The organism is Collinsella sp. SGI.180, assembly GCF_050313455.1.
Classification (GTDB): domain Bacteria; phylum Actinomycetota; class Coriobacteriia; order Coriobacteriales; family Coriobacteriaceae; genus Collinsella.
In genome coordinates this window covers 1-15,332 of record NZ_JBNPLL010000014.1, presented here as the reverse complement: position 1 = coordinate 15,332, position 15,332 = coordinate 1, and the positions used below count along the sequence as shown (strand labels likewise).

General features: G+C 59.5%; 16 protein-coding genes. 15 read left to right on the top strand and 1 reads right to left on the bottom strand.

Annotated elements, in window-relative coordinates; all coding sequences use genetic code 11:
• The first annotated feature begins 44 nt into the window (after positions 1-44).
• The 12 genes from upp to ACQRAP_RS06270 all read left to right on the top strand — a co-directional run bounded on the left by upp (position 45) and on the right by ACQRAP_RS06270 (position 10,688).
• Positions 45-692: a uracil phosphoribosyltransferase gene (gene upp / locus ACQRAP_RS06325; RefSeq protein WP_040359658.1), complete on the top strand. Its 648-nt coding sequence runs from the start codon at positions 45-47 to the stop codon at positions 690-692.
• Positions 693-1,160: 468 nt separating this feature from the next.
• A complete protein-coding gene (locus ACQRAP_RS06320) occupies positions 1,161-1,454 on the top strand; it encodes a hypothetical protein (protein WP_427727736.1) in 294 nt (97 codons plus the stop codon).
• 45 nt (positions 1,455-1,499) lie between these two features.
• The gene (atpB, locus tag ACQRAP_RS06315) at positions 1,500-2,297 is read left to right on the top strand and encodes a F0F1 ATP synthase subunit A (RefSeq protein WP_427727738.1); all 798 of its coding nucleotides are present in this window, start codon (positions 1,500-1,502) and stop codon (positions 2,295-2,297) included.
• Positions 2,298-2,395: 98 nt separating this feature from the next.
• Entirely contained in the window at positions 2,396-2,587 is a 192-nt protein-coding gene (locus ACQRAP_RS06310) for an ATP synthase F0 subunit C (protein WP_427727739.1), read from the top strand.
• A gap of 21 nt (positions 2,588-2,608) precedes the next feature.
• Positions 2,609-3,205 (top strand): F0F1 ATP synthase subunit B, encoded by a 597-nt coding sequence (gene atpF, locus ACQRAP_RS06305; RefSeq protein ID WP_427727741.1) that lies wholly within the window; start codon positions 2,609-2,611, stop codon positions 3,203-3,205.
• On the top strand, positions 3,198-3,674 hold the full coding sequence (locus tag ACQRAP_RS06300; RefSeq protein WP_427727743.1) for a F0F1 ATP synthase subunit delta: 477 nt from the start codon (positions 3,198-3,200) through the stop codon (positions 3,672-3,674). Before atpF ends, ACQRAP_RS06300 begins: the two co-directional genes overlap by 8 nt.
• 2 nt (positions 3,675-3,676) lie before the next feature.
• Positions 3,677-5,284, top strand: a complete 1,608-nt coding sequence (atpA, locus tag ACQRAP_RS06295; RefSeq protein WP_427727745.1) for a F0F1 ATP synthase subunit alpha — start codon at positions 3,677-3,679, stop codon at positions 5,282-5,284.
• Between the two features lie 5 nt (positions 5,285-5,289).
• The gene (gene atpG / locus ACQRAP_RS06290) at positions 5,290-6,198 is read left to right on the top strand and encodes an ATP synthase F1 subunit gamma (RefSeq protein ID WP_427727746.1); all 909 of its coding nucleotides are present in this window, start codon (positions 5,290-5,292) and stop codon (positions 6,196-6,198) included.
• Positions 6,198-7,652 carry a F0F1 ATP synthase subunit beta gene (gene atpD / locus ACQRAP_RS06285; RefSeq protein ID WP_427727748.1) on the top strand — a complete coding sequence of 485 codons (1,455 nt, stop codon included), beginning with the start codon at positions 6,198-6,200 and terminating at the stop codon, positions 7,650-7,652. The genes atpG and atpD overlap by 1 nt, the downstream gene beginning before the upstream one ends.
• Before the next feature lie 5 nt (positions 7,653-7,657).
• Positions 7,658-8,050, top strand: a complete 393-nt coding sequence (atpC, locus tag ACQRAP_RS06280) for an ATP synthase F1 subunit epsilon (RefSeq protein WP_427727755.1) — start codon at positions 7,658-7,660, stop codon at positions 8,048-8,050.
• An 88-nt stretch (positions 8,051-8,138) separates the two neighbouring features.
• Positions 8,139-9,422: a UDP-N-acetylglucosamine 1-carboxyvinyltransferase gene (murA, locus tag ACQRAP_RS06275; protein ID WP_427795181.1), complete on the top strand. Its 1,284-nt coding sequence runs from the start codon at positions 8,139-8,141 to the stop codon at positions 9,420-9,422.
• A 12-nt stretch (positions 9,423-9,434) separates the two neighbouring features.
• Positions 9,435-10,688: an LCP family protein gene (locus ACQRAP_RS06270; RefSeq protein ID WP_427795180.1), complete on the top strand. Its 1,254-nt coding sequence runs from the start codon at positions 9,435-9,437 to the stop codon at positions 10,686-10,688.
• 255 nt (positions 10,689-10,943) lie between these two features.
• Here ACQRAP_RS06270 and pepT read toward each other — a convergent pair whose 3' ends face one another.
• On the bottom strand, positions 10,944-12,191 hold the full coding sequence (pepT, locus tag ACQRAP_RS06265) for a peptidase T (protein ID WP_427795179.1): 1,248 nt from the start codon (positions 12,189-12,191) through the stop codon (positions 10,944-10,946).
• A gap of 120 nt (positions 12,192-12,311) precedes the next feature.
• On the opposite strand from pepT, the gene ACQRAP_RS06260 reads away from it, so the two are divergent.
• The 3 genes from ACQRAP_RS06260 to ACQRAP_RS06250 all read left to right on the top strand — a co-directional run bounded on the left by ACQRAP_RS06260 (position 12,312) and on the right by ACQRAP_RS06250 (position 15,218).
• Entirely contained in the window at positions 12,312-12,734 is a 423-nt protein-coding gene (locus ACQRAP_RS06260) for a metal-dependent transcriptional regulator (protein ID WP_154518396.1), read from the top strand.
• Between the two features lie 12 nt (positions 12,735-12,746).
• Complete coding sequence (locus ACQRAP_RS06255) at positions 12,747-13,640, top strand: homocysteine S-methyltransferase family protein (RefSeq protein ID WP_427794534.1); 894 nt, start codon at positions 12,747-12,749, stop codon at positions 13,638-13,640.
• 177 nt (positions 13,641-13,817) lie between these two features.
• Entirely contained in the window at positions 13,818-15,218 is a 1,401-nt protein-coding gene (locus ACQRAP_RS06250; RefSeq protein ID WP_427795177.1) for a phosphoglucomutase/phosphomannomutase family protein, read from the top strand.
• The last annotated feature ends 114 nt before the right edge of the window (positions 15,219-15,332 follow it).

The window sequence follows — 15,332 nt, the reverse complement described above, 5'->3', positions numbered from 1 at the left end:
GTCAGCAAGGCCATTTTGTGGCCGCAACGAAAGGGGCAAGACCCATGACCGTCACCTACGATGCGTCCCGTGTGACGCTTGTCGATCATCCGCTCGTTCAGCACAAGCTGTCGATCCTGCGCGACAAAAACACCGGCACCAATCAGTTCCGCCAGCTCGTGCGCGAACTCGCGCTTTTTGACGGCTACGAGGCCATGCGCGACCTGCCTATGGAAGACGTCGAGGTCGAGACCCCCATCACTACCGCCACGTTCAAACAGCTCGCCGGCAAGAAACTCGCCATCGTGCCCATCCTGCGTGCGGGCCTTGGCATGGTCGACGGCATCCTCGACCTGGTGCCCTCCGCTCGCGTGGGCCACATCGGTATGGAGCGCGACGAGGTTACCCACGAACCGCATGAGTATTACTGCAAAATGCCCAAGGATATCGACCAGCGCATCTGCCTGGTTGTCGACCCCATGCTCGCCACGGGCGGTTCGGCCGAGATGGCCATCAGCTACCTGCGCGAGCGCGGTGTCAAGGACATCCGCATGCTGTGCATCGTCGCGGCTCCCGAGGGCCTCAAGTCGCTGACCGAGAAGGACCCAGATGTGCATATCTATACCTGTGCCATCGACGACCATCTCAACGAGGCTGCCTACATCGTTCCCGGCCTCGGCGACGCCGGCGACCGCATCTACGGCACGCTCTAGTCGCCAGGCATGGGCAGCTGCACGTTCTCATTCGTGCATGATTGGTGCGTGCGGGTGTACGAGTGACGCCTGCACGCATATTTATGAGTGTCGTCGCAGCCACCGAGGGCCCAAAACGCGCTATACCGTAGGTACGGTATAAAGAGTGTCTTAAGAAAATGTACAGTTGTGTATTAACTTACGTTTTCCCACTTGTCATCGCGTGTTCGGTTCGTACAATAGTCAACAACGCTGTCGTGCTGCGCTTACGCGGGTGCGGCGGCGTTCGTCAAGTACGCTCGTCGACTATCGCGACCCATTCGTCCTCAGTGCCCGGCCTTTTGTCCGTTTGACGCCCTACGGGGTTAAAGACGCAATTAAGGTTGGGTAACGGCGCATTGATTTTGCAACCTTGCGCCCTAAAATACTAGGACGATGTGAGCGGGGTATGGCTCCATGCGAGTTGTACGTCGCGAGAAGGGAACGCAGATGCCGGTTGAGCTGGCAGGCCACGTGCCGTTCATCGCAATGGGATTCGTCGTCGGTCTTGTTGCTTTTTTGCCGTTGTACCTTGCGCTTGCTCCGGTACTGGCGCATCGACGCGATGCCAACATGACCGTGGGCATGTTGGGTATCATGGTGTCGTTTGCGGTGCTCTTTATGGGCGTCGTAATTGTGCACCTGGTAGTCCCCGCGGCGCTCATCGCCTTTTTGTGCGGCGAGCTCGCCGGGTTTTTGATTTGTTGGATCGTGATCGCCTGCATGGTGATTATGAAGGATTAAAGGCGTTGCCCCACCTCGGTGCGGGCAAACAGGGAAGGTGGAATCTTGGACGCATTTGCCAAGTTACCCAGCGCGATCGCCGAACTCGTGGAGGAGTTCTCCTCGACTCCGGTCGTGGGTGACCTTAACGCGGGCCTGACGCAGTACTCGTTCTGGCTGCTTATCGCTGCCGTCGTCATGTTCGCGGTCTTCTTCGCGTTTACCAAGAAGCAGAAGGTTGTCCCCGAGGGCTTCTTCGTTAACGGTGTCGAGTGGGTTATCGAGTACGTGCAGGACGATATCGCCAAGGGCGTCGTCGGCGACAACTGGAAGAAGCACTTCCCGTTTTTGGCCTCGTTGTTCTTCTTTATCCTGATCAACAACTTCATCGGCCTGATCCCCGGCATGAAGCCCGGCACCGGCGCCATTGGCTGCACGGCTGCCCTCGCGCTCGTGTCCTTTGTGTACTTCCTCTACTTCGGTATTAAGAAGCACGGCTTCTTTGGGTACTTCAAGAGCCTCGCCCCTGCGGGTGTCGCCTTCCCCATGAACGTCTTCGTGTGGGTCATCGAGCTCTTCTCGCTGTGCCTGCGCCTGATCACGCTCGCCGTCCGTCTGTTCTGCAACATGTTCGCCGGCCACGTCGTCATGGGCTCGTTTGCCATCATGGCAACGCTCTTTGCCCAGCCGATGCTGGAGCACTTCACGGCCATGAACGCCGTGGGCGCCCTGCCCAGCGTGGCGTGGGTCCTGATCCTGTTGGTGATCTACGTCGTCGAGCTGATCGTTGCCTTTGTTCAGGCATACGTCTTTACGGTCCTCGAGGCCGTGTACATCCAGATCGCAGAGGCTGACGCCCACTAGCGGTCGCATTCATTTGGTGTTCGGAGGCGCGGCACCCGCGTGCGCCTCTACAACATAGGTATTTATCCTGCGCACACGCGCACGACAAAGGAGGAATCGTGGGAGTTATCGGATATGGTCTCGGCGTTATCGGTGCCGGTCTCGCAATTGGTCTTGCAGCACTCGGTGCTACGGGCGCTATGGCTCGTCAGCCTGAGGTCCAGGGCCGTGCCTTCACCGTCTTCATTCTTGCATCTGCATTCACCGAGGCTCTGGGCCTGATCGGCTTCGTCGTTACGCTGATTTCGTAATTGAGCACGAAGGTAGTCGCCATGAAGCATTTCAACCACGCGAAAGTCGCTGCTGCGCTGACGGGCGCCATGCTCGCCATGCCGGTGTCGGCATTCGCCGAGGAGTCTGAGAACAAGGCCGAGATCCTCGTCCCCAAGATGGCGGAATTCGTCCCTGCACTCATTGCCTTCCTCATCATCTTCATCGTTTTGGCCAAGTTCGCCTGGCCGCAGATTCTGCAGACGATGGAAGAGCGCGGCAAGCGCATCAAGGACAGCCTCGATGAGGCTGAGACCACCAAGCGCAAGGCCATCGAGGCCCGCAAGGAGTCCGACGCCCTCCTCACCGACGCCCGTCGTCAGGCTGCCGACATCGTGACCGCCGCCCGTCAGGACGCCGAGTCCGAGCGCGCCCGCATTATCGCCAAGGCTCACGAGGAGGCCGAGGACATCATTGCCAAGGCCCACGCCAACGCCGAGGACGAGCGCAACTCCATCTATGCTGCCGCTGCCGGCTCCATCGCCGATCTTTCCGTCTCCGTTGCGACCAAGATTGTCGGCGAGGCCCTCGAGAACGACGACGAGCAGCGTCGTCTGATCGAGCGCTACATAAAGGAAGCAGGTAGCCTGAATGCCTAACAGCCGCATGGAGAACAGGGTTCTCGAGACCTATGCACGCACCCTCCTGGAGGCCGCTAAGGCCGAGGGCCGTGTGTTCCGCGATCTTCACGAGCTTGAGGTCATCGCGAACGCCAGCCCCGAGGTGCTTGCTGTCCTCGGTACCGTGTTCGAGCGCGGCCAGCTCGATCTTCTGCCGCAGATTGCATCGGCTTATCGGATGGTAACCGCGACCGACGAGGACGTCGTAGGCGTCACCGTCACCACGGCTGTCCCGCTCGATGACGAGCTGCGCCGCACGATTACCGAGAAATGCGAGGCCGATCTAAAGCGCAAGGTGTTCCTGATCGAGAAGGTCGATCCGTCCATCATCGGCGGTCTGATTCTCGAGGCCCGCGGCCAGCGTCGCGACGTTACCGTCAAGACCCAGCTGCGCGCAGCGCGTGAGGCCCTCGGTTCCACGATTTTGAATAACGGAGGTGAAGCCTAGTTATGTCCGATACCCTCAATGCCGAAAGCATCGCCCGCGCCCTGCAGGCGAAGCTCGATGGCCTGGCGGCTACCGTCGACACGCAAGAGGTTTCCCATGTTGACGAGGTTGGCGACGGCATCGCGCGCGTCTCGGGACTGCGCAACGCCATGGCCGGCGAGCTCTTGGAGTTCAAGAGCTCCGAGACCGGCGAGACCGTCTACGGCCTTGCCCAGAACCTCGACCGCGATGAGGTCGGTGCTGTTCTGTTCGGCGCCGTCAACGTCATCAAGGAAGGCGACGAGTGCCGTACCACCGGTCGCGTCATGGATATTCCCGTGAGCCGCGCCATGCTCGGTCGCGTCGTCAACCCGCTGGGCCAGCCCATCGACGGCCTGGGCGATATCGTCGCCACGCACCGTCGCCCCATCGAGTTCAAGGCCCCCGGCGTTATCGACCGCACCCCGGTCTGCGAGCCGGTTCAGACTGGTCTGCTCGCTATCGACTCCATGGTTCCTATCGGCCGTGGCCAGCGTGAGCTCATCATCGGCGACCGTAAGACCGGCAAGACCGCCATCGCGATCGATGCTATCCTCAACCAGCGCGGTAAGGACATGGTCTGCATCTACGTCGCTATCGGCCAGAAGGCCTCTACGGTTGCCAACATCCGTGAGACCCTCGCCCAGCACGGCGCACTCGACTACACCATCATCGTCTCGGCTACCGCTGCCGACTCGGCCCCTATGCAGTACATCGCCCCTATGGCCGGTGCCGCTATCGGCGAGTTCTTTATGTACAACGGCGAGAACGGCGAGCCCGCCAGCGAGACCAACCCCGGCGGCCATGTGCTCGTCATCTACGATGACCTATCCAAGCAGGCTGTCGCCTATCGTCAGATGTCGCTGACGCTGCATCGTCCGCCCGGACGCGAGGCCTATCCTGGCGACATCTTCTACCTGCACTCTCGCCTGCTCGAGCGTGCCGTCAAGATGTCCAAGAAGAACGGCTACGGATCCATGACGGCCCTGCCGGTCATCGAGACCCAGGACGGCGACGTTTCGGCCTACATTCCGACCAACGTCATTTCCATTACCGATGGTCAGATCTACCTGCAGTCCGAGCTCTTCTTCCAGGGCCAGCGCCCGGCAGTCGACGTCGGCATCTCGGTGTCGCGCGTCGGTGGCTCCGCTCAGACCAAGGCCATGAAGCAGGTCGCCGGCAACCTCCGTCTGGACCTTGCCGCCTACCGTGAGCTCGCCGGTTTTACCCAGTTCGGTTCCGACCTGGATGCAGCCACCCAAAAGCAGCTTACCCACGGTGCGCACATGACCGAGCTTCTTAAGCAGCCGCGCTTTAAGCCGTTCGACGTCGCCGAGCAGATCGTTACGCTGTTCGCCGGCAACGAGGGCTTTATCGACGACCTGCCCCTTTCCGAGGTGCTGCCGTTCCGCGCCGAGCTGCTCGAGTACATGAATGCTGGCTTTGGCGGCTTGCTGCAGAAGGTCCGTACCAACAAGATCGACGGCGAGACCAAAGAGCAGCTGCTTCAGGCCATCACCGATTTCAAGAACGAGTACGCCTCCAAGCATGCCTCCACCGCGAGCGCAGCTGAGGGCGCAGAGGAGAACTAAGCTCTATGGCTAACCTTCGCGACATTAAGAAGCGAATCTCCTCGGTCACGAGCACCAAGCAGATCACGCGCACGATGGAGATGGTCTCTACGGCCAAGATCCGTCGCGCGCTCGATCGAGCCACGCAGGCTGAGCCCTACAAGAAGGCGCTCACCGACGTCATGCACACCGTTGCGAGCGATACAGAGACTGTCGGCGACAACCCCATGCTCAAGACGCATGAGGAGTTCAAGCGCGGTCTGATCATCGCGATCACGTCCGATCGCGGTCTGGCGGGCGGCTTCAACGTCAACGTTGAGCGCACCTGCGAGAAAATCGCTCGCGAATGGGCACATGATGGCGCCGAGTGCGAGATCATCGCATGCGGTCGCAAGGCGAGCGAGTATTTCCGCAGCCGTGCCAACACGGTCATGCACTTCGAGGGTTCCTCGGCCGACCCGAGCCTCGAGGATGCCCGCATGATCGCGAGCTATATCTGCGACGAGTACTCCAAGGGTCAGCTCGACCGCGTCGAGATCGTGTACCATCACGCTCGCAACCGCGTCGATCAGGTTCTTCGTACCGAGCATTTGCTTCCGCTCGACCCCGAGATGATCGCCATGGCACATGGCCCGCGTAAGAACGCAGACGAGGGCCCCGAGCGCGTTTCGTCCTCGTTCAAGTTCGTGCCGAGCGCCCAGCATGTGTTGGCTGAGATGGTCCCCAGCTACATCCTGACCGTCATTCACCAGGCGCTGATCGATTCGGCCGCCGCCGAGCAGGGTGCGCGCCGTAAGGCCATGCACTCCGCCACGGAGAACGCGTCGTCGATCATCTCGACTCTTACCCGTACGTATAACCGCGTGCGTCAGGCTTCCATTACCACGGAGATCAACGAGATCGTGGGCGGAGCCGCAGCATTGGAGGAACACTAATGGCAGATACCACCGTTAAAGCGGCGGTCGAGGAGGCCACGGCACGTCAGACGGCCGGTGAGGGACGTATCGTCCGTATCATCGGCGCAGTTGTCGACGTTAAGTTCGATGGCGCTGTCCCCTCGATCTACAACGCGCTCACGGTCGAGGCCGATACGCCGATGGGTCACATCAGCACCATCCTGGAGGTTGAGTCTCAGCTTCCCGGCGGTGTCGTTCGTACCGTCGCCATGACGTCGACCGACGGCTTGCAGCGCGGCGTCGTCGCGGTCGACACCGGCGCACCCATGAAGATGCCCGTCGGCCCCGAGACCCTCGGCCGCATTTGGAATGTTATGGGCCAGCCTGTCGATGGCAAGCCCATGCCCCAGATCGATGAGTTTTATCCCATCCATCACCCGGCACCTCATTTCGACGAGCTCACTACCAAGACCGAGATCTTCGAGACCGGCATTAAGGCCGTCGACCTGCTCGAGCCCTACATCCGTGGCGGCAAAACTGGTCTGTTTGGCGGCGCCGGCGTCGGCAAGACCGTTCTGATTCAGGAGCTCATCAACAACCTCGCCCAGGAGCATGGCGGCACCTCGGTGTTCACCGGCGTTGGCGAGCGTACCCGTGAGGGTACCGATCTGTTCCTCGAGATGAGCGAGTCTGGCGTTATCGACAAGACCTGCTTGGTCTACGGTCAGATGAACGAGCCGCCTGGAGCGCGTCTGCGCATCGGTCTGGCCGGCCTCACCACCGCTGAGTACTTCCGCGATCGTGGCCAGGACGTCCTGCTGTTCATCGATAACATTTTCCGCTTCTCCCAGGCCGGTTCCGAGGTTTCCGCCCTTCTGGGCCGTATGCCGTCCGCTGTTGGCTACCAGCCCACGCTGGCTACCGAGATGGGCGACCTCCAGGAGCGCATCACCTCGACCAAGACGGGTTCCATCACCTCCGTTCAGGCTGTCTACGTCCCTGCAGACGACCTGACCGACCCGGCTCCCGCCACGACGTTTACGCACCTCGACGCCACGACCGTTCTTTCGCGTTCCATCGCCGAGCTCGGTCTGTATCCCGCAATCGACCCCTTGGCTTCCTCTTCCGACGCCCTGGATCCCTCGATTGTCGGCGAGGAGCACTATCGTGTGGCCGTCGCAGTCCAAGAGCTGCTCCAGGAGTACTCCGACCTGCAGGACATCATCGCCATTCTGGGTATGGACGAGCTTTCCGAGGAGCAGCGCCTTACGGTCAACCGTGCCCGTAAGCTCCAGCAGTTCCTGTCTCAGTCCTTCCACGTCGCCGAGCAGTTCACCGGCAACCCCGGTGTCTACATCCGTGTCGAGGACACGGTCCGCTCGTTTGCCGCCATTGTCGACGGCGAGTGCGACGACCTGCCCGAGCAGGCGTTCCGTTATGCGTCCACGATTGACGACGTGCGCGAGCGCGCCGCCAAGATGGAGGAGAAGTAGTGGCTATGCAAATCCGCATCGTGTGTCCGGAGAGCTGCGCCTATGAAGGCGAGGCGGCATTTGTCGCCCTGCCTTCCACGGACGGCGAGTTCGGCATTCTTCCGCGTCACGCTAGCGAGATCTGCACGATCGATCGCGGCTACGTTCGCGTTTGTGATAAGCAAATGGGCACCGTCGACCACACGTTTGCTGTGGACGGCGGCTATGCCCAGGTTGCGGACGATGTCGTGATTGTCCTCGCCGAGCGCGCTTGCGATTTGGCGACCGTCGATGCCGACAAGCTTAAAGCTGATATTCAAGGTTTTGAAGAGAAGCTGGGTAATTTGTCGGAGGATGATGCACGCCGCGCCTACCTCTATAATGAAATCGCATGGTGTAAGCTCATGCTTGCCCAATAGTCAAACGATTTGGCGTTCGACCATTTGCGAACACATCATGCCCGGGATGGCCCAGCCATCCCGGGCATGCTTTTTGAAAGGGTAGACCTTGGATATTATCCGTGTTGAAGGTGGCCACACCATCGGAGGCTCCGTGCCCGTTTCGGGTGCAAAGAACTCTGCACTCAAACTCATGGCGGCAACGCTTCTGGCACCGGGGAAGACGACGCTGCAGAACGTGCCCGATATCTCGGATGTCCATGTTATGGGCAAGGTGCTCAAGGGTATGGGCGCCAAGATTGACGTTCTCGATGAGCATACGCTCGAGATTGACACTTCTCAGGTTGATTCCTGGGAGGCTCCCTACGAGCTTGTCGCCAAGATGCGCGCCTCCACGGCCGTGATGGGTCCCCTGCTGGGCCGTTTCCATCGTGCCAAGATTGCCATGCCGGGTGGCTGCAATCTGGGTGCCCGTAAGATCGACATGCACATCTTGGGTCTTGAGGCGCTGGGCGTAGAATTCGACACTGCACACGGTTACATCAATGCCAACGCTCCTCATGGGTTGCGTGGTACCACGGTTACGCTTGAATTTGCCAGCGTCGGCGCTACCGAGAACCTCATCATGGCGGCCGTGCGCGCACAAGGCACTACGGTTATCGATAATGCGGCTCGCGAGCCCGAGATCGTCGACCTTGCCAATATGCTCAACGAGATGGGCGCCAAGATTGTTGGCGCCGGCACGCCCGTCGTGACCATCGAAGGTGTGGACGAGTTGCATCCCGTTACCCATCGCGTGGTGGGCGACCGCATCGAGGCCGGCACCTTTATCGTTGCCGGTGCCCTGATGGCCGATGACCGCGGTGTCGACGTTACGGGCTTTTGCCCCATTCACTTGGGCATGGTGCTCAAGAAGATGGAGCTCATGGGTATCGAGTGTGAGCGAATCGAGAATGGCGTTCACGTGAGTCGTGTCGAGCGCATCAGGCCGGTCGATATTCAGACACTTCCGTTCCCGGGCTTCCCGACGGACATGCAGGCGCAGATCATGGTGCTTTCCGCTCTTGCTGATGGCAGCTCTGTGATTACCGAGAATATCTTCGAGAACCGCTTCATGTTCGCGTCGGAGCTGGTCCGTATGGGCGCGGATATCCGCATCGAAAGCCATCACGCCATGATTCATGGCGTCAAGGGGTTCTCGGGTGCACAGGTTACCTCGCCTGATCTGCGCGGCGGCGCCGCGCTCGTCGTTGCTGGCCTTATCGCCGACGGCGTTACCGAGGTCTCGGCCATCCATCACATCAAACGTGGCTATGAGCAGTTTGTCGAAAAACTGCAGGCACTTGGTGCAAACGTCGAGCACGCCACTGTTCCCGATCCCGTCATCTACTAATGCAGGTTGCCTATGTTTAATAATAAGAAGCCCTTAGCGGATACTCGAAGACCTTCAACCGGCGCACAGGCCAAGATCTACAGTCGCGATAATGTTGCACGCTACTCCGAGCGCGCTCGTCAGCGCCGCCGCGGCCAGACAATCCGTCGCGTTGCGCTTATCGCCGTGCTTGGCGTGCTGCTGAGCGCTACGACTGCCGCCGGGCTGTGGTTCGCCAACATTGTGGGCAAGCTTGGCGATTCCAATGTCATTACCGACAATCTGCGCCATATCTTGGTGGATACCAATGAGGCCAAGGATCCGTTCTACGTGCTTCTTTTGGGTACCGATGGTCGTCCGGGCGAGGACACGTATCGCGCCGATTCAATTATCTTGGCGCGCATCGACCCTACGCAAAAGCAGGCTACGCTTATATCCATTCCACGTGATACCAAGGTTGTCTATAACGGCGAAACCATGAAGGTCAACGCCTGCCATACCTATGGCGGTGCCGAGGCCATGGTTCAAGCGGTCAATGAGCTGTGCGGCGTGCAGATTTCCCACTATGCCGAGGTTAGCTTTGACGGTATGCAATCATTGATTGACTCTGTGGGCGGTATCGACATCAACGCCACCGACGATGTCGATGACCCCGAGCATCTGGACATTAAGATTACGGCAGGCCAGCAGCACATGGACGGTGCTACCGCGCTCACCTATGCCCGTTGCCGCTATACCTATGCCGACGGCGACTATACGCGCATGCGTCACCAACGCCAGGTGCTTGGTGCCCTTGCCAACCAGATTCTCAACAACTTTGATGCTACTAAGGTCTTCGACCTGGTTAATTCGCTGTCCGATATGCTTGTGACCGATATGAGCGTTCAGGACATCGTGTCTACGGTCAATGCTATGCGCGGCATGGATGTCGATGGCATCTATTCGGCGAATCTGCCTTCCTACGCAGATGAAACCACCATGATCGACGGCCAGAGCTATGTCTTTGTCTACGAGGACGAGCTTAAGGAGATGATGGCGCGCGTCGATGCCGGCAAGGATCCTAAGGGACCAAACACCATGGGCCTATCCGACGGAACCAGCTCCACAATCGGTGATTTGAGCAACCATACTTCTGACGATTACGCCTACGGTACGGCCGGTTCGTCGGAAAGCTCGGGCGATTCGAGCTATTCGGACGATTCGAGCTATTCGGACGATTCGGATTACAGCTCATATTATTACGAGGAGCCCACTGGCGACGGCAACGGTTACGAAGCCAACTACTAGGGTTGCGCGGGCTTGCCAGCCCGTGCAACGGCTCGACGCTGCGCGCCGCCCAGAGCGACAATTTGTCATTCAAAAGGCAGGGCATGACCAGAAGGTCAATGTCCTGCCTTTTTCATGCCAACTTGTTCGCTCTGGACGTCGCTCGCTGACGTTGATTCAACCAGCGATGCCGACTACTCCCCTTGCACCAAAAAATCGCCCCGTTCTCGGTTTTGAGGACGGGGCGATTTTGCTTACCTAGATTATTCGAGTTCCTTATGCGAAGCGGGCGACGAGCTCCTGCAAGACGTCGGTCATCTTGACGAGCGAGCTGACCGGAACAAACTCGTTGACGCCGTGGTAGCAGTAGCCGCCCGTCGAAAGGTTGGGACAGGGCAGGCCGCGGAACGACAGCTGTGCACCGTCGGTGCCGCCGCGAATCGGCAGCACCTGGGGCTCAACATCGCAGGCAAGGAAGGATTCCTTAGCGACCTCGATCAGCTCTGGGTAGTTGCGGACAATCTCGGCCATGTTACGGTACTGGTGCTTGATCTCGACCGTTACGCGCTCCTCGCCCAGACGCTGGTTGAGTAGCGCGGCGGCAGCATCCATCAGATCGAGCTTCTGCTGGAACTTGGCGGCATCGTGATCACGGACGATATAGCGCGCCGTGGCATGGTCGACTGTGGCAGAAACGCCCTCGAGGTGATAGAAGCCCTCGTAGCCCTCGGTGTATTCCGGACGCTGCACGTAGGGAAGCAGGGCATTGAAGTCGCAGAACAGATTGCCCGCGTTAACCATGCGGCCCTTGGCGTCGCCGGGGTGAATGGACTGGCCCTCAAAGCTAACGGTAGCCTCGGCGGCGTTGAAGCACTCCCACTCAAGCTCGCCAACCGGACCGCCGTCGACTGTGTAGGCATACTTACAGCCAAAGTCCTCGATATCCAACAGCTCGGCACCGTGGCCGATTTCCTCGTCCGGGCAGAAACAAATACCAAGCGTGGGGTGGGGCAGGCTGGGGTCCTGTGCAATGCGTGCGACGAGCGCCATAATCTCGGCGACACCGGCCTTATCGTCGGCGCCCAGCAGCGTGGTGCCGTCGGTGCAAACCAGGTCCTCGCCCAAAAGGTTGTTGAGGGCGGGGAGCTTGGCGGTGCTCATGGATACGGGCTTGCCGTCGACGATGCCGCAAACCAGGTCGCCGCCCTCGTAGTGCACGATGTGCGGCGCTACGCCGGCGCCCGGTGCGACCTCGGTGGTGTCGAGGTGCGCGATCAGGCCCAGGGCGGGCTTATTCTCGGAGCCGGCGCTCGCGGGAATGTGAGCGCAGACATAGGCGTTTTCGGTTACATGGGCATCGGTTGCACCAAGCTCGCGCAATTCCTCGGCAAGCACATTGGCAAGATCAAACTGGACGGTGCTCGACGGAACCTGGTCACAGTTGGCGTCCTCGGACTGTGTGTTGATCTGGACGTAGCGCAAAAAACGCTCGAGTACGTCGGGGTTCGTGGTGGTGTTTTCCATAGAGACCGCTCCAATCTTGGTTGTCGTGTGCAACAAGAACTCTAGCACGGTATGCCGCAGCATACCGCGACGCTTGGATGGGGTAGAATCAGCCATTGAATGCAGAAGGGACGGATGTTCATGGATACGACAAATAGCTCGCGCGAGCTACATCTAACGGTGGCGAACGAAGACTACTTGGAGTGCATGGTTCGCATCGAAAGCGAGGATGGGGAGACTAATGGCGTGCGGTCGGTCGATATCGCACAGCGCCTTGGCGTCTCGAAGGCATCGGTCAACAAGGCGGTTTCGGCTCTCAAGGCATCCGAACTTGTCGAGCAGTCTCACTACGGCAAGGTTATCCTGACCAACCGTGGGCGCGAGGTCGGTTTGGCTATCTGGTATCGCCATCGCCTGATTCGCACATTTTTGGTCCAGGAGCTCGGCGTCGACTTTGAGCGCGCCGATGCCGAGGCCTGCATGATGGAGCACGCGCTTTCCGAGGACACAATGGTCCGTTGGCTCGCCTATCTCGAAAAGCAGGGAATCAGCATCGAGGAATAGCGAAACATATATATGGATACGAGTTATTACAATCGCTTCGGCGGCGAGGAGCTTATGCGCCGACTTGCCAGCGAGACGCTGCTGGCACAGGGTCCGATGGGCAGCGTGCTGCTGAGTGAATACGGTGCCGCCGATATTCCGCCGGCATTTTGGAACCTCGCCGAACCGCAGACGGTTTCTCGCATCCACCGACTGTATGCCGCCGCTGGTGCACAGGTGCTTATTACCAATACGTTCCAGGCATCGGGTTTTGCGCTCGATCGCGATGAAATCGCTCCATCTATGGCAGAGGTCAATCGCGGGGCGGTCGACGATGCCCGCCAGGCAAATCCCCAGCTATTGCTGGGGTCCATGGGGCCTATTGCGATTGAGTGGTTTGTCGAGGATTCTTCCGAGTATCGAGAGATTCGCGCAAATGCTCGCGAGCAGGCGTCCGCCCTGCTCAACGCCGGCGTCGACGGGATTCTGGTCGAGACGATCACGTCTATCCGCAATCTGCAGCCCGTGCTCGCCGGTGTCCATGATGCCGCTGATGGCATGCCCGTTCTGGTGAGCTTTGCTATTGATGACAAGGGCGACCTGCTGGGTGATGGCCTAAACATCGAAGGTGCCATCTTGTATGCCGAGAAGCACGGTGCGAGCTCGGTTGGGATCAATTGCTGCACCCTGACAGCGGCTACCGCTGCGGTACCAAGAATGGTCAAGATAGCCACGACGCCCGTTACTGTACGTCCCAATGCGGGAAATCCGGTCCAAACGCAAGATGGGCCCGTGTGGCACGAGGACCCCGAAGCTTTCGCGCGCGCATGCGTCGAGTGGAAGCGGGCTGGCGCCGCAATGGTTGGTGGCTGTTGCGGAACCACGGCGATCACGACGGCTGCTATGGCAGACGCGCTCGATATATAGAGTCCGAAGAAAAGCACATTCGAATTACCGCCCCAACCGGGGCGGTTTTTTTTTGTCTATATGCGCCCTCGATGGCTTTTGCCTAAACGGTGAATGCGTGCGCCGGCGGCTTGCCGGGCGCTCGTTGCGGGTATACCACCTGCGTACCATGATCCAAACACTGCGAGGTGTCTGCGTGTGTGCGCGATAATTCATTTTGGAACTGATGGCTGGCGCGCTCGCGTCGGCGAGGATTTTAACGCTGACAATGTTGCCCGTATCGCTGATGCCGCCGGCGAGCTCTGGCAAAAGACATATCCCGGCAAGACGGTATATATCGGGTATGACACCCGTCCCCGGGCGCGCGAGTTTGCAGAACTTGCAGCTGGCGTGCTTGCGGCCCATGGCCTTGATGCCGTGCTCGCGGCCCGTTTTGTACCCACGCCTGCCATCACGTGGGCTGCCGCATACGATGGCGAGGCGTGCGGGGCGCTCATGGTGACCGGTTCACATCATCCGCAGGGCTATCTCTGTCTCAAACTGCGCATGGGCGATGGTTCCACGGCAAACCAGGACGTCATCGAAGAACTCGAGGCAACGATGGCCGCCGAACCTCTGGGGCTCGAGGAGCAGTACCGCACGGCGGATATCATTCCCGACTATATGCGAGCGGTAGCATCGTTTGTCGATGCCGATGCCATTCGTGCCGCTCATCTGCGCGTGGTGGTCGACCCCATGGGGGGAGCGGCTCAAGGTTATCTTGCCGATTTGCTGCGCGAGCTGGGTGTTGAGGTCCATGAGATTCATGTGGGGCAAGCATCGGATTGGGGGGATATCTGTCCCGATCCCGTAGAGCCGTGGGTGGATGCCTGCGAGCGTGCAGTTATCGAAGACGGTGCGTGTGCCGGCCTGGTGACCGATGGCGATGCTGACCGTATTGGCGCGGTCGACGAGCGCGGTAGATATATACATCCGCATCAGATCATGGCGCTCGTAATGGGCGAATTGGTTCAGTTTCGCAATTTGAAGGGGCGAGTCGTCGTCAATCTATCGTGCTCGACGCTTGTGCGTCGTGTTGCCGAGGCACTCGGTTGCCGCGTGACCGTAAAACCGGTTGGCTTCAAATATATAGCCGCCGAGATGAAAAAAGACGGGGTGCTTATGGGCGGTGAGGAGGCCGGTGGCATCGGCATTGCCGCGCATATGCCCGAGCGTGACGGCATTCTCGCTTGCCTACTCCTGTGTGAGCTCATGGCAAAGACGGGGGCTTCGCTGGGCGTGCTGGTCGATCAGCTCGAGGCGAGTTTTGGAAAAACAAGTTATGGCCGTCGAGATTTACGACTTGAGGCAGAAGATGCTGAGTCGCTGCGCACGCTGCTTCCCGGTGTGAATCCAAAGTCGATTTGCGGCAAGGCGCCGCAGAGCGTAAGTCACATGGACGGCTTGCGTTTGGCATTTGAGGATGATACCTGGCTGTTGGTTCGCCCGAGTGGCACTGAGCCGGTGGTGCGAGTGTACGCCGAGGGCTTTTCGGTGGAGGAGCGCGACGATTTGCTTGATGCCGGCTGCGCTTTGGCTCGGGGCGCATATCGGCTCTAGCCATGGGGCTGATCAATATAAAGATATGCTCGGCGAGTGGTAGGTAACGACTGGCAAGCGTCAGCTGCGGGTATAAATGTGTAGGAGTTGTGTGCAACCAGATTCCCGCCCCCG

Bases quoted from the DNA above. Each gene is read 5' to 3' on its own strand.
- atpF (WP_427727741.1), top strand. From the start codon at position 2,609: ATGAAGCATTTCAACCACGCGAAAGTCGCTGCTGCGCTGACGGGCGCC.
- atpC (WP_427727755.1), top strand. From the start codon at position 7,658: ATGCAAATCCGCATCGTGTGTCCGGAGAGCTGCGCCTATGAAGGCGAG.
- pepT (WP_427795179.1), bottom strand. From the start codon at position 12,191: ATGGAAAACACCACCACGAACCCCGACGTACTCGAGCGTTTTTTGCGC.
- ACQRAP_RS06270 (WP_427795180.1), top strand. From the start codon at position 9,435: ATGTTTAATAATAAGAAGCCCTTAGCGGATACTCGAAGACCTTCAACC.
- atpD (WP_427727748.1), top strand. From the start codon at position 6,198: ATGGCAGATACCACCGTTAAAGCGGCGGTCGAGGAGGCCACGGCACGT.
- ACQRAP_RS06320 (WP_427727736.1), top strand. From the start codon at position 1,161: ATGCCGGTTGAGCTGGCAGGCCACGTGCCGTTCATCGCAATGGGATTC.
- atpA (WP_427727745.1), top strand. From the start codon at position 3,677: ATGTCCGATACCCTCAATGCCGAAAGCATCGCCCGCGCCCTGCAGGCG.
- upp (WP_040359658.1), top strand. From the start codon at position 45: ATGACCGTCACCTACGATGCGTCCCGTGTGACGCTTGTCGATCATCCG.
- ACQRAP_RS06260 (WP_154518396.1), top strand. From the start codon at position 12,312: ATGGATACGACAAATAGCTCGCGCGAGCTACATCTAACGGTGGCGAAC.
- ACQRAP_RS06300 (WP_427727743.1), top strand. From the start codon at position 3,198: ATGCCTAACAGCCGCATGGAGAACAGGGTTCTCGAGACCTATGCACGC.
- atpG (WP_427727746.1), top strand. From the start codon at position 5,290: ATGGCTAACCTTCGCGACATTAAGAAGCGAATCTCCTCGGTCACGAGC.
- ACQRAP_RS06255 (WP_427794534.1), top strand. From the start codon at position 12,747: ATGGATACGAGTTATTACAATCGCTTCGGCGGCGAGGAGCTTATGCGC.